At 51.8% G+C, this 23767-nt stretch carries 16 protein-coding genes and 4 pseudogenes; 9 read left to right on the top strand and 11 right to left on the bottom strand.

Annotated features, from left to right (window positions below):
• The first annotated feature begins 3 nt into the window (after positions 1-3).
• From ACOERD_RS12475 to ACOERD_RS12445, 7 genes are all read left to right on the top strand, one after another.
• Positions 4-633 carry a condensin complex protein MksE gene (locus tag ACOERD_RS12475; protein WP_419739234.1) on the top strand — a complete coding sequence of 210 codons (630 nt, stop codon included), beginning with the start codon at positions 4-6 and terminating at the stop codon, positions 631-633.
• Complete coding sequence (locus ACOERD_RS12470) at positions 630-1838, top strand: hypothetical protein (RefSeq protein ID WP_419739233.1); 1209 nt, start codon at positions 630-632, stop codon at positions 1836-1838. Before ACOERD_RS12475 ends, ACOERD_RS12470 begins: the two co-directional genes overlap by 4 nt.
• A complete protein-coding gene (locus ACOERD_RS12465; protein WP_419739232.1) occupies positions 1823-2662 on the top strand; it encodes a DUF7281 domain-containing protein in 840 nt (279 codons plus the stop codon). The genes ACOERD_RS12470 and ACOERD_RS12465 overlap by 16 nt, the downstream gene beginning before the upstream one ends.
• 1018 nt (positions 2663-3680) lie before the next feature.
• Positions 3681-5690, top strand: a complete 2010-nt coding sequence (locus tag ACOERD_RS12460) for a type I restriction-modification system subunit M (RefSeq protein WP_419739231.1) — start codon at positions 3681-3683, stop codon at positions 5688-5690.
• Positions 5687-7030: a restriction endonuclease subunit S gene (locus ACOERD_RS12455; RefSeq protein ID WP_419739230.1), complete on the top strand. Its 1344-nt coding sequence runs from the start codon at positions 5687-5689 to the stop codon at positions 7028-7030. Before ACOERD_RS12460 ends, ACOERD_RS12455 begins: the two co-directional genes overlap by 4 nt.
• Complete coding sequence (locus tag ACOERD_RS12450; RefSeq protein ID WP_419739229.1) at positions 7027-8082, top strand: restriction endonuclease; 1056 nt, start codon at positions 7027-7029, stop codon at positions 8080-8082. Before ACOERD_RS12455 ends, ACOERD_RS12450 begins: the two co-directional genes overlap by 4 nt.
• On the top strand, positions 8079-8750 hold the full coding sequence (locus ACOERD_RS12445) for a type I restriction endonuclease (RefSeq protein ID WP_419739228.1): 672 nt from the start codon (positions 8079-8081) through the stop codon (positions 8748-8750). Before ACOERD_RS12450 ends, ACOERD_RS12445 begins: the two co-directional genes overlap by 4 nt.
• A gap of 179 nt (positions 8751-8929) precedes the next feature.
• On the opposite strand, the gene istB (ACOERD_RS12440) is transcribed toward ACOERD_RS12445, so the two are convergent.
• The 3 genes and pseudogenes from istB (ACOERD_RS12440) to ACOERD_RS12430 form a co-directional block, all read right to left on the bottom strand.
• Positions 8930-9661, bottom strand: a complete 732-nt coding sequence (istB, locus tag ACOERD_RS12440; RefSeq protein ID WP_419737606.1) for an IS21-like element helper ATPase IstB — start codon at positions 9659-9661, stop codon at positions 8930-8932.
• Complete coding sequence (gene istA / locus ACOERD_RS12435; RefSeq protein WP_419737605.1) at positions 9648-11156, bottom strand: IS21 family transposase; 1509 nt, start codon at positions 11154-11156, stop codon at positions 9648-9650. Before istA (ACOERD_RS12435) ends, istB (ACOERD_RS12440) begins: the two co-directional genes overlap by 14 nt.
• Before the next feature lie 109 nt (positions 11157-11265).
• A pseudogene (locus ACOERD_RS12430) lies at positions 11266-11715 on the bottom strand (IS6 family transposase); the annotation flags it as partial.
• Between the two features lie 498 nt (positions 11716-12213).
• On the opposite strand from ACOERD_RS12430, the gene ACOERD_RS12425 reads away from it, so the two are divergent.
• A complete protein-coding gene (locus tag ACOERD_RS12425; protein WP_419739227.1) occupies positions 12214-12840 on the top strand; it encodes a recombinase family protein in 627 nt (208 codons plus the stop codon).
• A gap of 62 nt (positions 12841-12902) precedes the next feature.
• Here ACOERD_RS12425 and ACOERD_RS12420 read toward each other — a convergent pair.
• Both ACOERD_RS12420 and ACOERD_RS12415 read right to left on the bottom strand, forming a co-directional pair.
• Positions 12903-13007: pseudogene (locus tag ACOERD_RS12420) on the bottom strand (IS6 family transposase); the annotation flags it as partial.
• Positions 13008-13198: 191 nt separating this feature from the next.
• Entirely contained in the window at positions 13199-14941 is a 1743-nt protein-coding gene (locus ACOERD_RS12415; protein ID WP_419737624.1) for an IS1634 family transposase, read from the bottom strand.
• On the opposite strand from ACOERD_RS12415, the gene ACOERD_RS12410 reads away from it, so the two are divergent.
• Positions 14934-15131: a hypothetical protein gene (locus ACOERD_RS12410; protein WP_419739226.1), complete on the top strand. Its 198-nt coding sequence runs from the start codon at positions 14934-14936 to the stop codon at positions 15129-15131. The two genes, ACOERD_RS12415 and ACOERD_RS12410, sit on opposite strands and share 8 nt — an antisense overlap.
• A gap of 54 nt (positions 15132-15185) precedes the next feature.
• Here ACOERD_RS12410 and istB (ACOERD_RS12405) read toward each other — a convergent pair whose 3' ends face one another.
• The 6 genes and pseudogenes from istB (ACOERD_RS12405) to ACOERD_RS12380 form a co-directional block, all read right to left on the bottom strand.
• Positions 15186-15920, bottom strand: coding sequence for an IS21-like element helper ATPase IstB (gene istB, locus ACOERD_RS12405; protein WP_419739225.1), 735 nt, complete (start codon positions 15918-15920; stop codon positions 15186-15188).
• A 24-nt stretch (positions 15921-15944) separates the two neighbouring features.
• Positions 15945-17496 (bottom strand): annotated as a pseudogene (gene istA, locus ACOERD_RS12400) (IS21 family transposase).
• A 107-nt stretch (positions 17497-17603) separates the two neighbouring features.
• Positions 17604-18185, bottom strand: a pseudogene (locus ACOERD_RS12395) (IS6 family transposase); the annotation flags it as partial.
• 423 nt (positions 18186-18608) lie between these two features.
• The gene (locus ACOERD_RS12390; protein ID WP_419739224.1) at positions 18609-19784 is read right to left on the bottom strand and encodes an HlyD family efflux transporter periplasmic adaptor subunit; all 1176 of its coding nucleotides are present in this window, start codon (positions 19782-19784) and stop codon (positions 18609-18611) included.
• Positions 19785-19805: 21 nt separating this feature from the next.
• On the bottom strand, positions 19806-21968 hold the full coding sequence (locus ACOERD_RS12385; protein WP_419739223.1) for an ATP-binding cassette domain-containing protein: 2163 nt from the start codon (positions 21966-21968) through the stop codon (positions 19806-19808).
• Positions 21965-23392, bottom strand: coding sequence for a TolC family protein (locus ACOERD_RS12380; RefSeq protein WP_419739222.1), 1428 nt, complete (start codon positions 23390-23392; stop codon positions 21965-21967). The genes ACOERD_RS12385 and ACOERD_RS12380 overlap by 4 nt, the downstream gene beginning before the upstream one ends.
• Between the last annotated feature and the right edge of the window lie 375 nt (positions 23393-23767).

Below are 23767 nucleotides of genomic sequence, written 5' to 3'. Positions count from 1 at the left end.
TCCATGTTTGCTGAAGCTGTAAACGCCTTGATGGATGGCCGTGTCATTTGCCACGTCACTGAGCCTGAGTTGTTTGACCACCTCTCGGACGCAGACAAACGAGAACGCATCAACACCTATGTGCGCCAAATCGGCTGGCGCGTCGTGGCCACACACAACAAGTCGGGATACTTTCTAGTTCCAGATAAACCTGGCGAGGCGACAGGCGCGAATTTGTCCTCCATGCACCGAAAAATAATGGGAGACGTGCGGCCTATGATTGATTTCCTGGCGCTCTGTCTTGCCGTTGGACAGACCGACAGTGTCCTACGTCCTGGAGACCGAATATACCCAGGCCAATATGCTTCCAGGATTGAAGCCAGCTCGAAGCTCTTTTCGGATCTGAAAACGCTCTATCCAAAACTCAGCAGAAGCACCGGCAAAAAGGACGCCGCGGATATGCTGAAAGCGGTTTTGAAAAACCTCGAACATCGCGGGTATATGAAAGAAACAGACTATGAGGGCGACCGGAGCTACTATGAAGCGACGGGGATGGTCGACGCCTTCCATGATCTTGTGGATTTCCTGATCGCGAACACGCCGGAGGCGCAGGAGAGCGTAGACGAATTTATCCAGCAGGAAAGCTTGTTGTGAGTATCACAAGCGACATTCAGAGGTTTCTTAGCCTTCTCTCCCGTCACGGAGAGGTCATTGAAGATGTCTACCATGCAGGAGAGGTTCTAAGAACCGAAGAGAATGGCAATGCTGTTGACGCTCTTCACAAAGAACGGGTGTTAACACCTCGCCAAGAAGGCAGATATGGCCTGACACGTTCTCTTCGCGACGTTCTGGATGATTTGACCCAACGACAGAAGCGATTTGCGATTAAAGGCAATATCGGAGAGGAAATCGATCGTCTTGAAAAACTTCTGACCGAGCTTGAGGCCGCTGCAGTGGAAGGACGGCACGAAGATATAGACCGCAACACTGAGGATCTTGTCCAAAGCCTATACGATGTATGCGAACTGGTGGATGCAGATATTCTTCAGTTTCACCAAGTGATGGCGAGTAAGTTCTCAGACGTGTCTTCTAACGATGAGAAAATGCGCCACAACGCGCATTATCTCGAACGCGCGGACCGCTTACGCAAAGCCCTAAACCGCCTCAACCGCACCGATATGCATGATCGATTTAATCGTAAGGATATCTCGCGGGCTGGGAATGTGTACCAAAGCTCCATCTCAGGCAGGATGGGGAATTGGTCACAAAGTCTGCTTGAGATCTCTGAGGTCTTTAATAGCTACATGTTTTCGTTTCGCAAAATCGAACATCACACTAGGAAGGTTAGAGCTTTTGCTAAGTTCTTGTCAGAAGGTGGGGAAGTGGACTTAGAGCGTATCGAACAGGAAACGCCACTTTGTGACTTCCTGATGCGCAAGCCGTCCAGCGGAGATAAGGAATGGTTGGACATTTACTCAGATCGAGGTCAACGAAGCCTTGCGCATTTATGCGTGGATCTGAAACCAATTGAGGAAAAGCGCGCGCCAGAAAGAGAAGCTGGTCAACGAATTATACTAGAGCAGGAAGCCGAAACGGAGGAAGAAGATGCCGTTGAGGAACTGGCGCTCACATATCTTTTGAACCATGTCGATTACGCAGGAGGTTGGGTATCCGTTTCGAGCTGGTGCGCGCAGAGAGAGGACATTGAGGAAAAGGTTTTCTTAGAGCACGTAGTGAGCTGGCTAACGACCGAGGAGGAAAACCTGCCGTATGAAGCAAGCTATGATCTGGACGCAAGTGTATCCGCTCACATGGCGAACCAACGCTTAGAGGATATTCGTCTATGTCGCAGAACTTGATCAAAGCGGGATTGCGCGCCTTGTCCGAACCAGGATCAATCCGCGCATCGAAAGAGCTACTGTCCTATTTGCGCGACAACAACATTTTTGTAACGCACAGTGGATCAAACATTCTTATGGGGACGCAAGCACGGGAAGAGTTGGTGCGGGCTCTGGAGCGAGATTTCCAGGTTCCTCCGGGAACTAAGGTGGACGCTTGGAAAGGCAAAAGCCGCGCAGAAGCTCTTTCGCTAGGCTCAAACGAAAAAGCGTCGTCGATTTCTGTTCGGAGAGGTCGCGTGGCGCTGAAGTCCTTTAGTGGCGGTTCGATTCGAATGGGAGAAAAGAATGTCATCTTGCCTGACGGTGTAAATCTAGATGTTCCTGTCAACGCCGCCGCGGATTTCTCTGATCACGTTTTTGCAGTTTTGGTGGAGAACTGGGAAGCTTTCGAACATATCCATCAACTCTCTTTCGAAGTCCCAGCGGATCTTCGCGACGCTTTAGTCGTCTACCGCGGGCAACCTGGCGGCTATACTATTGACGCTGCGCGAACGTTTCTACGGGTGCTGAGCAATCCCGTTTTTGTATTTCCCGATGTTGACCCAGCAGGCTTACGCATTGCGCTTGAGACGCCAGGTTTTGCTGGGGTAATGCTGCCTCCTATTGAAGAAATCGAGAGCTTATTGTGCGCAGGTCGTGGTTTGAGTGAGCGCTATACTTCACAATTGGCGGGATCGGAGCGAGTTCTTGAAGGTGAAGTTCCGACTGATGTCAAAGCGTACTGGTCTCTAATCAAAAAGTTCGGCCGTGGAGTTCCACAGGAAGAATTTATACGGTTTTGATTTGTGACCTTCAACTTGAGCCCTTGCCCTTCGTGGAGATCGGCACTGGCGCTCAGTTTTTTCCTATTGAGGGCCAATTTCTAATACGGAGTATTTGGACACCCACCGTGGAGGATTGAAAGCGTGGTTTCTGTCATTCCGCGACACAGAGCTGAACATGGATCTCCGGAAAATTAAGTGTCAGCTTTAGCTCAATTGATCAGTTGGCTTTGCAGCCGCAGAGAATGCCTTTGATCCGCAATTGACGACCGATGCTGCGGACTTCGACGAAGTCAGCTCCGGGCTCCAAGCGGACCTTAGCTGCGCGGTGCCTGACGGCCCGGGCGGAGATCATGCGAAGGCTCGCCGAAAGGGCCTAATTTAGACTCCCATGTGGGCTGGGTGTGGGCTGGAGCACACAAGGCTCTTGGCCTCCATCGCGTAAGTTATTGATTTTATTGGTCGGAGTGAGAGGATTCGAACCTCCGACCCCTGCCTCCCGAAGACAGTGCACACCCATATATTGCATGCTTCTGTCATCCGGTGTCTGTCACTACACGTCGACTGCACGACGGTGCGCGGCCCTTGCTACATTGACGATTACAGTGTCGCACGCTGCGTGAGTGTGTTCAACAGTGTGTGCCATTGATGTTAGACAATGCGCATTCCGGTGGTGTCATGCGAGTGACCAGAGTGACGAGAGAGTGACTACACACCTGAGATTGAGGTTGCCAAACCTTCGACCGATGCATCGGTGGCCTTGGCGGGAGGGTCATGTTGCTGACATCCAAGGCTAGCTGCGGCGCTGCTCTATTGTTGCAGCACTCCCCCGCCCAAATCCAAACAGGGGGATACTACAATGCGCGGCTCCGGGGCAGATGTCGGTCGTCCCCCTGTATGCACGCGCCACCAGTGTGCACTGCGACAATCTAATCGTAGCCATGCAACTGGTCACTCTACGCAACATGTGTAATCTATGCACAACTCTGCGGTGTTTGCGCAGGCACAGCACAACAATACATGACAGTAAGGAGGATCGATGGCCGATCCCAAGGTGAGCAGTCTCAGTTCGTTCGTATGGTCAATCGCAGAGATACTGCGCGGCGACTTCAAGCAGTCAGAGTACGGCAAGGTCGTGCTTCCGTTCGTGGTCTTGCGACGCCTCGACTGCATCCTCGCGGACAGCAAGCAAGCCGTACTCGATGCAGAGGCGGGCCTGCCAGAAGGTGTCGACGATGCGACACGTGACATGGTGCTGTTCGGATCGGTTGGTGGCGACGTGAAGGTGTACAACCTGTCGCGATTCACGTTCGAGAAGCTGAAGGGCCAAGATCCGGGTCAACTCCATGCGAACCTAATCGACTACGTCACCAAGTTCTCAGCGAACGTCCGCGACATCTTCCTCGACAAGTTCCTCTTCACTGACCAACTGAAGCGGCTGAACGACGGCGGCATCCTCTGGAATGTGTTCGAACGCTTCACCGAGATCGACCTGCACCCCGACACCGTGTCGAACATTGAGATGGGGTACTTGTTTGAAGAACTCATCCGTCGCTTCTCCGAGATCAGTAACGAAACAGCGGGTGAGCACTTCACGCCTCGCGAGGTCATCCGACTCATCGTCGACCTGATGATCGCGAACGACGACGCGAAGCTGACGGGGCGCGGCATCATCCGACAAGTGTACGACCCGGCTTGCGGAACAGGCGGCATGCTCGCGCTGACTGAAGAGGCGTTGAAGGAGTTCAACCCGTCGATCCGTGTCGAACTCTTCGGGCAGGAACTCAATGGTGAGAGTTACGGCATCTGCAAGTCTGATATGCTCGTCACAGGCCATGACCCGGAACAGATTGCGTTTGGCAATACGCTGACACAGGACGCACACAGCCCGAAGCGCTTCCATTATATGCTCAGCAATCCGCCATACGGTGTCGATTGGAAGAAGTATCAGGACGCGATCAAGGACGAGCACGCGGAACAGGGCCACGAAGGTCGGTTCGGTGCGGGACTGCCGCGCGTCTCGGACGGCCAGTTGCTGTTCCTGCAACACATGATCAGCAAGATGCGGGATGATGAAGCCGGATCGCGCATCGGCATCGTCATGAACGGATCGCCCCTGTTCACTGGTGGCGCTGGTTCCGGCGAAAGCGAGATACGACGGTGGATGCTTGAGAACGATTGGGTCGAGGCCATTGTCGCACTGCCGACTGACCTGTTCTACAACACTGGCATCCAGACGTACGTGTGGCTTCTGACCAACCGCAAACCTTCTGCGCGTCAAGGCAAGGTGCAACTGATTGACGCCAGTAGTGAGACGTTCTGGAAGTCGATGCGTAAGTCACTTGGGTCGAAGCGTCGCGAGATACCCGATGAGGCACGCGACGAGATCGTGCGCATCTACTCCGCGTTCTCGGAAGCGGACGAAGAAGTGTCGAAGGTGTTTGATGCCACGGACTTCGGTTACCGCGAAGTACGTGTCGAACGTCCATTGAAGCTGAACTTCCAAGCTTCGGATGAACGCATTGTACGCCTTGCTGAAGAGAAGGCGTTCATAAAGTTGGAACAGCATGAGCGCGACGCGATTGAGGCTGCTCTACGAGGCATGCCCGATGCACTGATTACAAACCGTTCCCGGTTCGATACGGGTCTGACCCAGACGCTCAAGGCGGCGGGCATCAAGATCGGTGCGCCGGTGAAGAAGGCGATCTTGTCAGCATTGTCTGAGCGTGACGAAGATGCAGAAGTCTGTACCGACACGAAGGGCAAGGCCGAGGCCGACGGTGACTTGCGTGACTACGAACTCGTGCCGCTCAGCGAAGACTGGCAGGACTACATGGCACGTGAGGTCACACCGTTCGTGCCGGATGCCTGGGTTGATGAAGCGCATGTTGACGCAAGCGACGGCGAAGTCGGGCGTGTCGGCTACGAGATCAACTTCAATCGTTACTTCTACAAGTATGTGCGCCCGCGACAGTTGGAAGAGATCGACGCGGAACTGAAGGCGCTGGAAGCAGAGATTGCTGGGTTGTTGAAGGAGGTCGCCGCGTGAGTTCTGAGCAATCACTCAGTTTGGGCAGTTGGACTAGGACGCGGCTTCGCTTCTGCGTCGAAGGCGTCAAGAACGGTGCTTGGGGCGGAGAGGCGGGAACTGACGATGCAGATGCCGTTTGCGTCCGTGTCGCTGACTTCAACTGGCAACGATTGGCAGTTGATTTGAGCAATCCTACAGTTCGTTCGTTCCCTGTCGCTCAACTTAGACGCCTCAAGCTGAGGCCAGGAGACATCCTGATTGAGAAGTCTGGCGGAGGAGAGAAGACTCCAGTCGGGCGGGTGGTCCAGTACGGTGATAACGAAGTCGCGGTAACTTCGAACTTCGTCGCGCGCATACGAGCGAAGTCGCATATCAACGATCGCTTCCTTCTATACGTTCTGGCGTCTCTGTACATGTCGGGATACTCCCACCAGTTCATCAAGCAGAACACCGGCATACAAAATTTGGACGATACTGCATTGTTCGATAGTGATGTGTCGCTCCCAGACCTCGACACACAGAAGACCATCGCAGACTTCCTCGACCGCGAGACAGTGCGCATTGATCAGTTGATCGAGAAGAAGCGGGCGTTCACCCGAGTTCTAGCGGAGAAGCGCGACGCCTTGATTGCTACCGTAACGACAAACGGTATCGACCGAAGTGTCCCGATGAAGGCGTCGGGCCTTGATTGGCTGGGCGACATACCTGCGCATTGGGACGTTGTTCCCGCCACTTCGTTGTTCAAGCACAGCAAGGAACGCGCCCGCGAAGGAGATCAACTCCTGTCAGCAACGCAGAAGTACGGCGTTATACCATTGGCTGAGTTCGAGCGGATGGAGCAGCGACAAGTGACACTTGCAGTCGCAAATCTAGAACTCCGCAAACATGTTGAGATCGGCGACTTCGTGATCAGCATGCGCAGCATGGATGGAGGGCTAGAGCGAGCGCATGCAGTCGGCTCCGTTCGATCGTCATACTCGGTGCTGAAGCCCGGACCCAACGTTGATGGGCGCTACTATGGCTCGTTGCTCAAATCGAGCATGTACATACAAGCTCTGAGGTTGACGTCGAACTTCGTGCGCGACGGGCAAGACATGAACTTCAGTCACTTCCGCAAGGTACATCTACCGAGGCTCAAGGTTGAAGAGCAGGTTGCTATTGCCGACCATATCGACGCTCACAACAATCGGAACGACGCAATCTTCTCGCGAACGATGGAGAGTATTGAGCGGCTGCAAGAGTTCCGCGCAGCACTGATCACCGCCGCGGTCACTGGTCAAATCAATCTCGCAACCTGGGGCAAGCAAGGCAGCAGCGACCGTCGCCTCGATCAGATCGAAGAGGAGATGTCGGCATGACGAAGCGCCTATGGCTGGTGCGTCTCGGACGACATGGCGAACGAGAAGATGCGGCCCTTGAGAACAATATGCTGGGCATCGGGTTTGGCCTAACCAGCGACTTGACCGCAGCCAAGGACCGTGACGCAATACTTGAGTACATTGTGTCTGTGCATCCTAACGCGAAGATGGGCACACAACGCAATTACGCGGCGCAGGTGAACCAGTTCGTCAATCGCATACAGGTTGGTGACATAGTCGTGTCGCCACTCAAGAAGCAGGGCGGCATCGCAATTGCCGAGGTCACCGGGCCGTATGTTTACGACGGCTCGTCTACTGGTCCGATGCGACCTGTGAAGTGGCTTCGCACCGATGTGCCACGCGACACGTTCAAGCAAGATCTTCTCTACAGCTTCGGTGCGATCCAAACGGTTTGTGAAGTGAGCCGTAACGATGCGTTGAACCGCGTGCTGAGCGTAGCCAACGGAGGTGTCGACCCCGGTCACGGTGCGACACCAGACCTGCCGGTGCCAGCAACACAGGCAGAGGAGAACGGTGGAGAAGCAAGTACACAAGCCGTCGATCTGTCTGAGATCGCGCGCAATCAAATTGAAGCGCGGATATCCAGCATCTTCACGGGACATGAACTGACGGCACTTGTCGCTGCGATCCTTGAAGCGCAAGGGTACGTAACTCACGTGTCACCACCCGGCCCAGACGGCGGCTACGACATCGTCGCGGGCCGTGGCGCGCTTGGGTTCGATGCACCACGCCTCGTTGTGCAAGTGAAGTCGGGCAACATCGTCGTTGATCACCCGACATTGCAGAGCCTCAACGGTCTCATCCAAGATGCAAGCGCAGATCATGGGCTGATCGTGAGCTGGTCGGGCTTCAAGCACACTGTACGCAAGGAGACGAACCGCCAATACTTCCGTGTTCGGTTCTGGGGGCGCGACGAACTGATCGACGCCTTGTTGAGTGTCTACGATGACTTGCCAGAGGACATCCGTGCAGCCTTGCCTCTCAAGCGCATCTGGACGTTGGTTCCAGAAGACGACGAGGACGCCGGATGACCACCCACTCAGCACAGGCGTCACACAGAGAGTTCGTCGTTCAACAGCACCTGATCGATGAGTTGGTCAGCGGTGAAGGCTACTTCGAGCGCGATTCGCAGGCCAACTACGACCGTAAGCGCGCTATGGACACCGAACTACTTGTTCAGTTCCTCCGAGCAACGCAGAGCGATGAGTGGGACAAGCTGGTCGCGCAATATTCGACATCTGCGGAAGAGACGCTGTTTAAGCAGCTTGAGAAGGAACTGAAGACACGCGGTGCACTCGATGTCTTGCGGAACGGCATCAAGATTGTTCCTGGCATCAAGTTCTCGCTCTGCTTCTTCCGTCCCGCGAGCGCTCTGTCACCACAACGGGTCGCTGAGTACGAGGCTAACATCCTCAGTGTGATCAAGGAGGTCGAGTACAGCGAGAGGCACGGCAACCGGATTGACATCGTGCTCTTCGTTAACGGCCTCCCAATTGTAACGCTCGAAGCCAAGAACACTCTAACAGGCACCTCGTTCAAACATGCCGAGAAGCAGTACAAGTCGGACCGGTCGCCAGCTGGTGAACCGCTTCTGACGTTCAAGCGTGGCGCATTGGTTCACTTCGCATTTGACGAAGACAACGTGTCGATGACGACGCGGCTTGCGAACGGTAAGACACGGTTTGTCAATCGGCATTGAATAATGACCCCCCATCGGCGTCCAAATTTGACCCCCCTTGGAGCTAAGAGGGGCGTTGAGGGGGTCGTGTTTAGGTTGATTCAGGAGGGGGTGGACAGCAGGTCAAACCGAAAAGAGAGCGTAGCTCGACTGAAGGTTTGACCTGCTGTCTGTTTTGAATTTATTCCCCGATTTCGAGGTTAGTCGCGGTGGTTAATTCGCCAGCTTTCGTTCCCGGTTTCGATGATATCGCAATGGTGTGTCAGTCGATCCAGGAGAGCAGTGGTCATTTTGGCATCTGTGAACACACTCGGCCATTCAGCAAATGCGAGGTTGGTTGTTAGCAGAATAGACGTTCGCTCGTACAGTTTGCTGATGAGATGGAAGAGTAATCGTCCACCAGACTCTGCGAACGGCAGATAACCGAGTTCGTCTATAATCACGAGGTCGACGCGGATCAGCTGCTCGCTGAGCCGCCCGGCGTTGCCTTCGCGATGTTCAGCCTCCAGCTTGTTCGCGAGATCCACAGCGCTGAAGAACCTGACCCGCCGGCGGTTATTGACCGCGTGGCCCCCGATCGCTGTTGCGAGATGCGTTTTGCCCGATCCGGTTCCACCGACCAGCACGCCATTCCTGGCCTGGTCCATAAAATCGCCGTCATGAAGATTGCGCACGACTTCCTCGTTGACGGGGCTGACCGTGAAGTCGAACTCAGGTAAGGACTTGCAGACCGGGAACTTTGCGGCACCCATCTGATACCGGATCGAGCGCGCAGTCTTTTCGGCCAGTTCGGCCGTGAGGAGTTCGGCCACGACCTGTTGGGGCCGCCAGTTGTTTTTGGCTGCGGCCTGCATCACTTCGTCAAAGCAGTTGACGATGCCTGGCAACTTCAGTTGACGGGCAAGTTCGAGAATTTCCTTACGCAGTTGCATGGGAGCCTCCAAGCCTGTCATAGCGAGCGCAATCCGCGATCGGTGCCATTTTCAGCTGCAGGTGGGCAGGCGGCTCAATCGCCTTTGGCGGCGGGGGATTGGTGCGCCGAGAGACAATGTTCAGGATCGCATCGGCCTTGCGCAGGCCAGATTTTAGAGCTTCTTCGCAGGCAGCCTCGACCACATCAATGTCGTGCTGGTAAGCAGCGAAAAGAATATCGGCAAGTTGCCGGTCTCCGTCGGATGTGCCCCGCAGATGGGTCCAGATCTGCGTCATTGCCGGTGGTAGGTCCCAGTCACGGAACGGTGCTCCATTGCGCAGAGCGCCAGGCTTGCGCTTGAGGACGGGCACATAGTGCCAAGGGTTGAAGATCGTTTTTCCTCGGCCGAAGCACCGTTCGTGCTCTCCGACAATCTCACCGTCTTGGCGCAGGACAATCCGCGTGGCGTAGACCTGCAACTGGACCTGACGTCCAACAGCTCTTGCCTCAACGCTGTATTTGTTTCTTTCGAAGTTGATCAGGCAGGTTCGGCTCACGGCGACCGTCTTTTCACGGAACCCGACGAAGGGCTTCTGCAGATGCGTCAGCAGCGGCTTTTCCTGCTGGAACTCCTCCCAGACCGTCACCTCCAGGTTTTCCGGATGCCGCAGTTCTTTTGCGCGTTTGATCGCGTCTTTTTGCAGCCGGGCATTCAATTCATCGAAGTCGGCCACCTCCAGACGCGGTGTAAAACTATAGGCGCGGCTCTCCTTGACCAGATTCTCAACCTGACCCTTCTCCCAACCGGCCGCGCGCGTACAGGCGATCGGGTTCACCAGATGATGAGAACACATCCGGGAGAATGCCTTGTTGAACTTTCTTTCCTTGCCCGACAGGATCGCATCGACGGCGGTCGTCATGTTATCGTAGATCCCGTTGATGCAGCCTCCACCAAAGAATTTGAAGGCCTCGTCGTGGGCATCAAAGACCATCTCCTGCGTCTCGCGCGGATAGGCAATGGAGAATGGCATGCGGCTATGGCAAAGTTTGAAATGGGCAACCTTCACGGTCGTGAGTGCACCGTCCATCAAAACCGTCTCCACACTCCAGTCGAACTGGTACGCCTCCCCAGGATCAAAGATCAGCGGGATGAACGCCTGCGCCTGTTGTCGGCCGTGCGCAATGCGCCAATTCTTTGTGTAGCGTCGAACACTGTCATACCCGCCGCCAAAACCATCATCGGAGAGTTCCTTCCAGATTTTGGTCATCCGCTTGCGGTGTTTCTTCGGAAGCGCCTCGTTCTCCTCAAGCGTTTCATCCAGACGCGCGCGCCAAGGCCCGAGCACCGGGTATGGCTGCGATTTGCGCTCATATTTGAACTCCGTCACTCCCGATCGGATTATCTTTCGAACCGTTGCACGGCTCAAATTGAGCGAACGGCAAATTTCCTTGATGCTCTTTTTTTCGATCAGGTGTAAGCGACGCACTTTTCTAATAGTTTCCACGCAAATCATCCCGCTTGCCTCTCCATCGACTGCTCAATGAAAAGGATGTCTACAACCATAGGGAGGGGTCAAATTTGGACGCCGATTTCCCCGCTTAGGGGGTCAAAATTGCACGCTTTTCTACAATCCTGTTCACTTCTCGAATGCCGGCTGCATTTGCGCCACTCTTGTCTATGACGATTTTGTTTGGGATCCCGTTTGATGACATTGCTTTGGCAAAGAACCTGGTGGCTGCTGGACGATTTCGTCGCTCAGACAGCATGAAATCAAGGGTGTTTCCCGCTTTGTCCACTGCTCGATAAAGATACATCCACTTGCCGCGCACACGGAGATAGGTTTCGTCCATGCGCCAGGAACTCAGCGTTGGGCGCTTGTTCGATTGCGCTCTCGCGGCGATCATCGACGAATACTTAACAACCCACCTATTGAGAGTAGCGTGATCCACCTGCACGCCGCGTTCGGCCATGATCTCTTCCAAATCACGGTACGAAACTGTGTACCGCAAATAGAAATATACTGCATAAAGAACTGCATCCTTGGGAAAGTGGCAGCCTTTCAGAGAGATCATACTTAAAACCTGTTCGAAAACTATTCGACGAGAACAGACTGCGAAACCTGAGGGCTCGTCAATCTCAGTTCAAAGTTTGCGACACAACCGCTGCAGGTGTTGCACCACCGGATGAGCTGAGTGCGTCGTCTACCTTTGGAAGGCTCTCCTCGCGAAGCTACATCATGCGGGGGCAGATGCAGACCGCGAAGACAACACGCACCCGAGAACCAGTCTTCAAAGTAGAAGAAGAACTTGATCTGAGCCGTCCGATCAGACAACTCGTCCAGAACCGCATCGGGGTGCTAGGTCACCGGCCATCACCGAATCATAAATCAAATGTTACCCTTTGTTGAATGCCCAACCCTTTCTCCATTTAGTTGAGTTGTGTAAGAAACTATACAGGTAATAAGACAGTAGGAGGAGCGTGGGGTTAGCCATTCCTGTTTCGGAGAACCAATGAAGCCCTAAAGTCTGTTCTGAAATTTTCAAGTGAGAGCCTAAATTGGGGAATTGAGTATGCTAATTGGATATGCACGAGTTTCTACTGAAGACCAAAATATTGACTTACAAACTGCCGCTCTTCGAGAATGTGGGTGTAAAAATATATATAGTGATATCGGAATATCGGGTGCAAAAATGAATAGGCCAGGATTAGAAACCGCAATTAATTCTGCAGAGCGAGGTGATATCATTGTAGTTTGGCGGCTCGATCGTTTGGGAAGGTCTTTGTGTGGGCTTGTCGAAGTAGTAATGACACTACTCGATAGAAACATAGGATTTCGTTCATTAACAGAAGCGATAGATACTGTTTCCTCTACAGGTAAACTATGTTTCCATATGATGGCCGCACTTGCGGAATTCGAACGCAATTTGATTAGCGAACGAACGAAAGCTGGATTGGCTGCTGCGCGGTCACGAGGAAAACAATTGGGAAGACCACGGAAAATTACTGAAGAAAGATTGGAATTAGCCTATAGAGATTTGTTGCTAACCGAGAAGCCATTGACGACAATCTGCAGCGAGTATGATTTCTCTGAGCGGACATTTCGAAGATTTATTGAATCGAAAAATGGCTACACTACCCGACCCAAAACCTGTAGCGTACTTGACCTACCCCCCGAAACTTCCCTCGTTGTGATGTAGAGTTTGCTCGGTAGTGTCGCAAACTTTTGGAGCGACCAAAGCCAGCGATATGCCGGACACAGTTATCCTGCGATCTCAGCAAACACCCGAAAGCCGGAAGTCGTATCACTAGGGAATTGCTGCTTCCGGATCATGTTGGCGACCTCGATGCCGTCCAATGTGGCTGAAGTGCGTATTTCAGAATTACCGGACAGTGATTTCACTAATTACGGGACAGTTTCATCACGGCTGATCCATCACCTGTTTCCTGACTTCCGACATTTTTTCGTATAAGTCATTGATATTATTATGCCTTGGTTGCCAAAAGGCACTACACGGACTTTTTTCGCCAGCGATTGTTTCGGAGTGTTGAGGGAGCTCAGGCTTTGGTCTGGCCAGTTTTTCGGGTGCGCCCGGGGGGTATCTTGAAAGGGGCTTCGTTCCAGGTCAGGCCGACGCAGGTGAGGATGCGTCTGGCATCGACCGTGGCATGGCTTGGCATGCCGTAGCGGTCAGGGGTGCCTTTGTGGCGCAGGATCGAGAGCTGCAATGCGTTCAACTCGTTGCGGATACGAGCCGGGCTCATCGGGTGTCCGAGCAGGTCCAGATGCTTGCGCAGGTGCTGCAGGCAGCAGAAGGCCATGTAGCAGATGGCGATATGGGCCCGGACCCGACGCGGCGACCAGTGATAGATGGGCCGGATTTTCAGATCGTGCTTGTTGGTGCGGAAGCAGGCTTCGATCTCCCACAACTGGTGATAGCGGGCAATGACGTCCTGTGCCTCCAGTTCGTCCGCACCATGAACAACAATGGCATGCAGCCCGTCCCATTGTGCCGCTGCCTTGATCTTTGCATCATCCAGCGTGACGTCCCCGCTGTCGGGGAAGGCCAGGAAGCGGCCATATCCCCGGCTGCTGAAGCTGCCGGGTTTGCGAGAGCGCTTGAGCTTCTTGTGCAGCTTTTCGATTGCCTTGTCGCGCTTGTGGGCATCATTGCGTGCCCGGGTGGGTGACCAGGTCACAATGACCCGCGCTCCCTCCTGGTCGATCACCTTGTACCAGCCCTTCTCGGTTGCCTCTTCAGAACCGTGTCCAGCCCAAGGCTGGCGTCCCTCCGGGCTCAAAATGTTCGCCTTCACGGCGGCCGGGGCGGACTTCATGCGATAGCCGAGGATGTAGGGCAGACCCTTGTTCTGCAACATCTGCTGGTTGTCCTTGCTGAGCATGGCGGCATCGGCCACGAACGTGACCCTGGCCACGTCGAAGCGTCCCTCCAACGCCTTCAGCGCAGCTTCCAGCGTATGACCTTCCCAGGTGTTTCCCGGGAAGAGTTCATAGCCCACAGGCAGCCCATCGGAGGTGACGATCAGCGCCAGCATGACCTGAGCGCGGTGATGCTTGCCATCCTTGCTGAAGCCCTTGGCCAGAAGATGATCCTGCTCGACCCCGTCCGCATCCTCGGCCGGGTCCTCGCGCTCGGTGTCAAAGGCCAGGGTCGTGCAATCGTAGAACAGCACGGTCACTGGCCCGCCCAGCAACTTCTCTGCCGCCGCGTGAGAGGTTTTGCAAATCCCGTCTATCACCGGCGTATTGATGTAATCCATGCTCCGATAGACCACGTCCAGATTGAGCGTGATGCCTGCCTGGTTCTCCAACGCCTCCACGGTCGCGCGCTTGCTCTCGGGCTGTGCGATCCGCGCCATAACCAGCTCTTTCACAATGCGATTGGCACTTTTACGCGCCGCCCCCAGAAGGGCCCCCCAACCCAGTTGGTCATACATCGTCCCCATGACATCCCGCAGACCCAGAGAGACCCGCGCCTCCTCACGGCACTCGGCAAGATCAACGCCAAGCTTGTCCGGCCGCGGAGCGCGGCGCACCAGCGCCTGCAGATCGGCATATTCCGTGGGCGTGAACAGTTCCATTTGCGGCGAGCGATCAATGCGTAATTGCTCCATCAAGCGGCCCGCCAGACGCTTGATATCCTCAATCTCGCTGTCGTTATGGGCCACACCCACATGGCGCAGGATCTTCTGGCGTACCTTGGAGCCGGTGCGGACGGATTCAACGATCTGGATCCGTGTGCGGTTGAGCTTTGCGTCATGTTTGGTGCGGATGAACATGGGCGAAGAGGTTAGCCATCTGAAGGCCCATGTCAATACTTTTTATAATAATGGGGCACTACAACGCGCCTCTGAGCAACCACACCTGAAAACAAACCAAAAACCCAGTCAGATCAACAAAAAGGTCGGAAGTCAGGAGAATTACCGGACAGTGATTTCACTAATTACGGGACAGTTTCATCACGGCTGATCCATCACCTGTTTCAGTTTGGTTTTGAGATGATTTCCTGTTCTGGTTTTGAGGTCAAGTTTTGTCTTTACGGCGCAGGCTTTCGCCTTTTAGATTGAGGCGATACGCGTTGTGGATTATACGGTCGAGTATGGCGTCTGCGATTGTTGGTTCTCCGATCATCTCATGCCATCCTGATACGGGGAGTTGAGCAGTAATGATGGTTGACCGGCGCTGGTAGCGTTCCTCGAAGAGTTCGAGCAGATCGAGGCGTTGTTGATCGGTGAGACTGTGGGTCCCCCAGTCGTCGAGGATCAGCACCTGTACGCGGGCGAGCTTGTCGACCAGTTTCGGAAACCTGCCATCGAGCCTGGCCATGGCCATGTCTTCGAAGAGTCTTGGTATTCTGACATAGAATACGGAATGGTCGAGTCTGGCCGCCTGATGTCCGAACGCGCACGCCAGCCAGGTTTTGCCTGTGCCTGTTTGGCCTGTCAGAATGATTTGCTCATGGGCTTTGATCCAGTCACCTTGTGCAAGGGAGAGAATTTGGCGTCGATCGAGGCCGCGGTCGGATGTGAATTTGGCGTCCTCAATGCAGGCGTCTGGAAATCGCATCTTAGCGTTGCGTATCCGATTGGCAAAGCGCTTGTCAGCTCGCATGGTTGCTTCTCGATCCAGCATAAGGCCGAGCCATTCATTGCGGTCCAGGCTTTGGTTCTGATCCTGTTCTTCCAGATCCTTCCAGGTCTGGGCCATGCCTGTCAAACCAAGGGCTGTCATCTGATCAAGGGTGGGGTGTGTCAGCATTTTTTCCTCCGATTTTGGTGCTGATTAGTGGTAATAGCCCGCACCACGGATATTCTCATGGTGTGGTGTTGGGCCAGCGGGAGCTCGAGAAGGGGGTGCCTTGTCGAGACCCTTGGCGAGAATGGACTGGACGGATTTGTAGCTGATCGTGTCGACGTGCAGCGCGCGTTCACAGGCAGCTTCCAGGCGATCGGGTCCGAACCGACGCTGCAGGCTCAGAACACCCATAGCAGAACGATAGCCTTGCTCGGGATGGGGCCGATCCCGCATCAGGCGTTCAACGAGAACAGCGGTATGGTAGCCAACCTTGGCCGCCCGTTTGATGAGTGTCTCAGGAGTTGTGGTGCCATGGCGCTGATGGGCCTTTGGCATATGCGCCTTGACCGTGGAATGTCCGTTCCGATCTGACCGGCGGCGATGCACAGCAACGCGCTCGTGCTTGTGGAATACCTCAACTATTCTGAGGGTTAAGCGGACCTCGACCTGTTTGCCGATCAGCTTGTAGGGCACTGAATAGAAATTACGCAGGACCTCGATATGATAGTCGGGATGAACCTTGGCCTGCTTCCATTCGGCATATTCAAACGGGGTGTCGGGCAGCGGCTGCAGAGCCGGACGTTCAATCGCGTCATACAGGTCCTTGCGGGATCGTCCGAGCCGCCGCATCGGGCGGTTGTTCAAATCTTCCAGCAACTCCGCAATTGCCACGTTCAGCGCTTCAATCGAGAAAAACTTCTGATTCCGTAGTCGGGCAAGTATCCAGCGTTCGACGATCAGGACCGCACCTTCCACCTTAACCTTGTCCCGAGGCTTGCGCGGTCGAGTAGGTAAAATGGTCGTATCGTAATGCGCCGCCATCGCTTCGAATGTTGCGGTCAGGGTCGGATCAAACCAAACCGGCTTTGTCACAGCTGCTTTGAGATTGTCGCATACAATGGCTTTGGAAACACCCCCGAAGAACGTCATGGCCCGCGTTTGGGCATCAACCCAGTCCGGCGGCCTCTGGGTCAGAGATGCGCAAGCAAATGTATAGTTGGAGGCCCCCAAAACAGCGACGAATATCTGTGCTGCCTGCGACTGTCCCGAAATCGGGTCGAAAACGGGAACGGTGTGCCCGGCATAGTCGGTCTGCATGACCGCACCCGCTTTATGGGTATTGCGAAACCGTGGGTTCACCCGGCGATCAAATTCCTTGAACCGAGTGCAAAACCACGTACCCGTATCCGTCGGGATGGTCGGCGCGGTATTCTTCCCAAAGCACGTACAGCGTCATACTCTTGCGCTTCAGCTCTGCGGCAACATAGGCCCAGTTCGGTTCTGTCGCATCGTCGGGTGGGCGTCCGGCACGCTGGAACAAGGTGGCCTTTAGTGTGGCATCGTCATCGCGACCCCCAGGAAGAGGCCAGGTGTTCAGATCCGCTTCCTGCGCACGGTGCAGATAGGTTGCAACCGTTGTCTTGCTCAGCTTCAAACGTTGCGCAATCTCGCGTATCGAAAGCCTCTGCTCATGCTTCAATCTGAGCATCGTTCGAATGTCTTGCACCGTCATGTGCCTCTTTTGCTTGCGCCGCGGCATACTTCCTCCCGGTCTTTTGAAGATCGGTTCCGAGTAGTGCCGCAGCAGAGGCGATGACCAGCTATGAAATCTCTCACGGGGGTGTCCCGTAATTAGTGAAACCCGCATGAAGCGGATTCGAACGACTTAAACCCACGCATGTGCCGAACACGCCGCTTTAAGAACCGATGATCCTGTTCGATCATGTTGTTCAAAAATTTGGACCTGATCGTCTGTACTTTGGCTGGGCAACCGAACCGCTTCAGGATCCTGTTCACTTCTCGAATGCCGGCTGCATTTGCGCCACTCTTGTCTATGACGATTTTGTTTGGGATCCCGTTTGATGACATTGCTTTGGCAAAGAACCTGGTGGCTGCTGGACGATTTCGTCGCTCAGACAGCATGAAATCAAGGGTGTTTCCCGCTTTGTCCACTGCTCGATAAAGATACATCCACTTGCCGCGCACACGGAGATAGGTTTCGTCCATGCGCCAGGAACTCAGCGTTGGGCGCTTGTTCGATTGCGCTCTCGCGGCGATCATCGACGAATACTTAACAACCCACCTATTGAGAGTAGCGTGATCCACCTGCACGCCGCGTTCGGCCATGATCTCTTCCAAATCACGGTACGAAACTGTGTACCGCAAATAGAAATATACTGCATAAAGAACTGCATCCTTGGGAAAGTGGCAGCCTTTCAGAGAGATCATACTTAAAACCTGTTCGAAAACTATTCGACGAGAACAGACTGCGAAACCTGAGGCTCGTCAATCTCAGTTCAAAGTTTGCGACACAACCCCGCATCGTCCACGAAGCCTACCACCTCGAACTGGAAGGAGATTCGATGCGAAAAACCACGCAATGACACACAACCAACAACGACAGCTAAAGTAGTCGCCACATGACGCCTCTAAGCGGCAGACCAAAGGCGGCCGTATGTGTTGGAATCAGTGGCCGGACGTCATTGGAATTCGCAGATAACCATTGAATCAATTGTAAAACACACGACTTAATCTGACATTTCTGCTCTTTTGGAGCGCAACAAGGAGTGTCGATCAAGCGCCGCACCCGTGTGGTCTGTGCGTTCCCGAATGGGAAACCCAGTCTCAATCTGTTAACGTACAAAATGTGCACTACAACTCTGAGAGCGCAGCTTTAGCGCGAAATACCGGTCTCAAAATATAGTCAATTACTCTCGTTTTTTTCGCTTGAAGCTCTGCATTTACGAGCAGGCCATTTCGTAATTCTAAACCTGCGTTTAGCCAGCGTTCCCTATCGGCCTGGTCAACTTCAATCGACACGATGAAAGCGTGCGGCAACCTTGGATCAAATTGGTCTGGTACAGTGTCGGCACCTATACGTACAACATGCCCAGACAATGTTCCATTGACCCTGTAGTCATAGGCTGTGACCTTTAGGGTCGCACGCATCCCAAGGGTTACGAATCCAATGTTTTTTGGTTCTACGCGCGCCTGAATAAGTAAACTGTCTTCTGCTGGAACAATTTCAAGAATTGGTTCGCCCGGGCCAACGACAGCGCCTGCGTTAGGAAAAAACAACTGATTGACAACGCCATCGGTAGGAGACTTGATCAGAGTTCGATCCAATTGATGTCTTTTGGATCTAAGTGTAGAGCTTAAAATGTCGATTTCAGCGACAATCTCAGTAATATCCGTTGCTATCTCGCGCTCTTGGTTGGAGACGAAACGGACCTTTTCAGTCACTAACTTTGATAATTCAAGTTTAGCATTGATTAGTTGAAGTTCTGAAACTGCCCGTGTTCCCACCAGTGGCTCCATCAATGAAATTTCTTGTTTGCGAAGCTCAATACTTTTATCGAGTTGTGCTTTGGTTAAGTTCCGGAACCGTTCGTGCGAATAAAAGACAAGCATCTCACTTTTTGACAATTTTGGGCGGCGTTTAGTCAACTCAGAAGGTATTGAGAGCATTCTTTGCCCAGTTGCTTCGGCCTCTAGACGCACCCGCCGAATCTCTAATGCGGTAATCTTTTGTTCAAGCTCGTCTACATTTGCCGCGAACCGTGTAGGATCAAGTCTTAACATTTCTTGGTTTGCTGTTACATGATCACCTTCTTCCACATTCAGTGACTCAATAATTCCTCCTTCAAGATTTTGCACGATTTGTGTTCGGGTTGCCGTTACTATCCGCCCATCTGCTCGCACCACACGGGCCATTTCAGCTATACTGCTCCATGCGACAAATGCTAAAACAGCGACCAAACTTAGCAAAATAATCGCCGTGTCTTTTTTTTCCCTACTTTCATCCCCGAACGATTGTCCTATATCCATAGTTTGGCACATCCTCTTCGACTAGGCATCCGCTGCCCGAACTCGAGCATTACCAAGTTGTAATCTAGCTTCTGGCATATTGTTTTTTTCGTCGGTATGAGCTTTAAAAATCTTGGCTAAGACCTCATCCCTTGGACCATCTAAAATAATCTGGCCTCGGCGCATTACGATCACTCGATCAACAATCGAGGTTATTCGCATCCGGTGAGTAGCTACAATCAAAGTTTTTCTGTGACTCCAGACTTTTAATTGACGGATCATTTTGACTTCAAAAGCGTTGTCTAAACTCGAAGTAGGTTCGTCGAGCAACACTGTCCCAGAATTGAGGAGTAGTATCCGCGCCAACCCGACTGATTGCCTTTGGCCAACAGATAAACCCGTTCCTCCATCAGACAATTGCATATCCAAGCCTTTGGGATGTTCCTTAATGAAGCTATCAATACCAACATTTTTGGCAGCAGAAAAAAGATCATCGTCGCTCAAATCTTGACGTCCAAGTTTGAGGTTGTCGCGCAAAGTACCTCGAAAAAGAACCGTATCCTGAGGAAGATACGAAACAGCATGCCTTAAATTCTGTACATCTATCTGATTTATGTCCATGTCATCAAGACTAATGCTTCCCGAACTGGGCGTATAGAGACCGGAAATCAAACGCAGCAGCGTAGATTTACCCGACCCGTTGGACCCAAGAATAGCAATGCGTTCCCCGGGTTGGATTCGCAAACTATCAATATTAATCACCGAATGCGCTTCCTGTGAATATCGGTAGCCAACCCCCCTTAATTCCAATCTGCCCGGGTGGGCACCTCGTTTGATCATTTTCCTATCGACATTAAAATCGGAGGGACTATTAAAAATGACGTCCAAACCACGCATTGCTGTGTTCATCTGATGCCAACGCATAAGTACTGAACTTAGTCGAGCCATTGGCGCTGTCGCGCGACTAGTCATAAGTGTCGTAGCAATTATTGCACCAATTGTCATGTTCCCTTGGAACACTTGGTAAACACTCGCTGTTACAACTAAGGCATATACTGACTGCTGAGTACTAGCGGCCCATTGCGTTAACTTAGTCGACAATGACCGCTGCTGTAATGCTGCATCCGAAATCAGATTGTTTATGTCAGACCACTGATCCGCAAAGAATGCTTCTGCACGTGTGACTTTAACTGTTTCCAGTCCGTACGAAACTTCGTTAAAAAGACGTCCCGCCGATGTTTGAGCTCCGAGTGAAGATTCAACAATTTTTAGCATCCGACGTTTAAATAAAAGAGGCGGAATAAGCATACAAAAGATACCGCCAATCGGAATAATTACTACTGGTCCTGCTATCCAGAAAATAAGCAAAACAAAAACCAGCGCAAATGGAATATCAGCAATGGCTCCAACAGCCGCTTCGGTAACAAAGTCGCGCAATGTCGCGAATTCACGCATCAATTGCGCCAACCTACTTGCACTAGGGGTGGTAGGAGTGATCTTCATAGCCATTGCATGGCGCAGCAAATCGATCGAAGCTTCCATATCGATTTTACGACCAACTCGATCCATTACTCTTGCCCGAGCGACCCTTAACAGAGCTTCCAGGAAAATCGCAATCGCAACACCAGCCAGCAACACCCACAGTGTATCCTCAGAACGATTTGGAATAACCCTATCGTAAACCTGAAGGGAAAAAAGAGAAACCACTGCGGCCAACAGATTTGCAATCAAAGATGCTGCAAATATACTGCCAAAATGGATTGACTTCGATTTAATCCTTGACCACAGCCAGTGTCCACTTGCAGTGTATAGATCTTGTTCATAAGCAATTCTATCGAGTGATTTACGTAATATTATGGCGCGCCCGTTGTGCTCATCAAGAAGCACAGAAAGAGGAAAACAAAGACCTTCACCAATATGTTCTGGGTCGTGTAAAGTTACCTTGTCATCGTCTACAGAAACGACAACTACCCAGGCCCCGCACTTGAGCTGGAGACACAATGGTAAATTTTGACCAAGATTTTTTCCCAGTTGGATTAATTTAGCATTTAGTTTGCTCGACTGCAGCATCCAGCTTATCTCATTGATGTTATCGCCGAATTCAATTAGTGAACGATAATCAAGTCCGACGCCAATGACGCTTGCCTGCACACCAATCGCTTTAGCAATCGACATTTTAACAGATGAGAGCAAATCCGCTTTCATTGATTGACCTCCTCAAATACAAGTGTCCCGAGTAAAACTGCTTCTTGTAAACGAAGACGCAATAATTCTGATCGGACAATAACGATGTCACGCGATGACTCGAGCAGTGTACGATATACAGTAATGCCATCGGTCAATGACCTTCTTCCTGCTGTTTGTTGTTGTTCAAAAAGTTCTACAGCATGCTGAGCTTCATTGACCAATACATTTAGCGATTGAACCCTAGTCTCCAGACGAGCACGTTCCAGTGATATCTGCTGCAATTCAATTTGATTACTCCGTTCAATATACGCGATATTTGATCGTGCTGATGATACGGCGGAACGTGCAGCCAAAAATACAGGACGAACTGCTAATCCAGGAAAATCCGAAGTTTCTAGTGCGATCGTTGCACTAGGAGAAACGGTGTAACCATCAGACAATAGCGAACCTCGCAAAAGCAATGTAGGATAACGGCGCGCTCCCACTAATTCAAATTGATGTTCTGCAATATCAAGTTCAAGTTGTGCACGGATTAAATCTGGCGATCGACCATATTTTACTTTTTCTTTAAATGACAATCTAATAGCATTAAGTGTGGGGACAGACTTAGAAGTTAGTTCTTTTTCCGTCTTTGACATGATTGACCCAAGTGCTGACTGCAACGCCGATTTATCAGAGTTTACCTGATCACGTAATTCAGCGAGCCTCAAATCGAACAAGTTTTGTTCTGATTTATCAACAACACCAAGAACAACTCGTTTTTCCGCCAATATTCTAAGTTCAGAAATATAATGAACAGACGCGGATGTATGAGACAATAATTCATTTGATTCACTGGCATCAATTAAACTTTTTAGCACATCACTCACACTACGGGTGCGATCCTCCAACAATTCTAATTGAGCCATTTCTATCAATCGTTCAGCTTGTGCCTGTTGTGCTTTAGAACGCCCAAAATCGTACATAGTATAAGTCGCCCCGACGCCCACATTTAATTTGCCTTCATTGTCATAATTTGCAATTGGGGCAACTTGTGGCCAACGATTTCTAACAGTTGCAATACTCTCGAGTCTGCGTTGCGAAACTAAATCAATTCTAGGAGATAAACGATCATTTGTGACAATGGCCGAATATGCTAGTTTTTCAACTAGAGTATTTTCACGGAGGAAAGGTAGTTTTATTTCTAAATCACTAATTTTTGTTTTATTAGCATTTCGAATTGGTGTTGTAGCAGCGCTTAGTTCGTTTGGATTTTCTAGTTGGCCGCTTGTGCAAGAAGCTGTAACAGAGATAAATATCAAAAGTAGCGCTTTGATTTCTTTTCTTGAGAATATTTTTTGTCTATTTAGTATATGCGAGTTGTCTATTTTACATCTCGAACAAGGTAATATCTTTAAGAACTTATTTTGGCTTCTTGGAGATTTGAAATGTTTCGCGTTCATTTCTACCACTCGATGATAATTTCTCAAGATACCTACTCGCTAACCTTAACTTAATAGATTTTCATCATTTGTATCTTCAAGTCTCTTGAAGCTGATGTGAGCATTACACTAAACTTCTGAGTCACAATATATTTTTGATGATCTATTAATTAGATTGATGGACTCCCGTCATTCGTGAGCGGTGGCCGTTTTTAGGCCTTGACGACGGGAGCCCAATACTGATCATGAGGTGGTCGATTGATCAGTATTTTTAATAAATATTTTGAATTTAGGCACAAAACATTTGAGCCTACACTCGGCACAACATGGTATTCATTTTACAATTCTTTTTCCTGTATTGAGAATTGATTCTGATACCGACAAGACGTTCGCAGT

The sequence above is a fragment of the Ruegeria sp. genome (assembly GCF_965199275.1).
GTDB lineage: Bacteria > Pseudomonadota > Alphaproteobacteria > Rhodobacterales > Rhodobacteraceae > Ruegeria.
The sequence above is the reverse complement of the archived record's forward strand: the minus strand, read 5'-3'. Positions and strand labels throughout refer to the sequence as shown.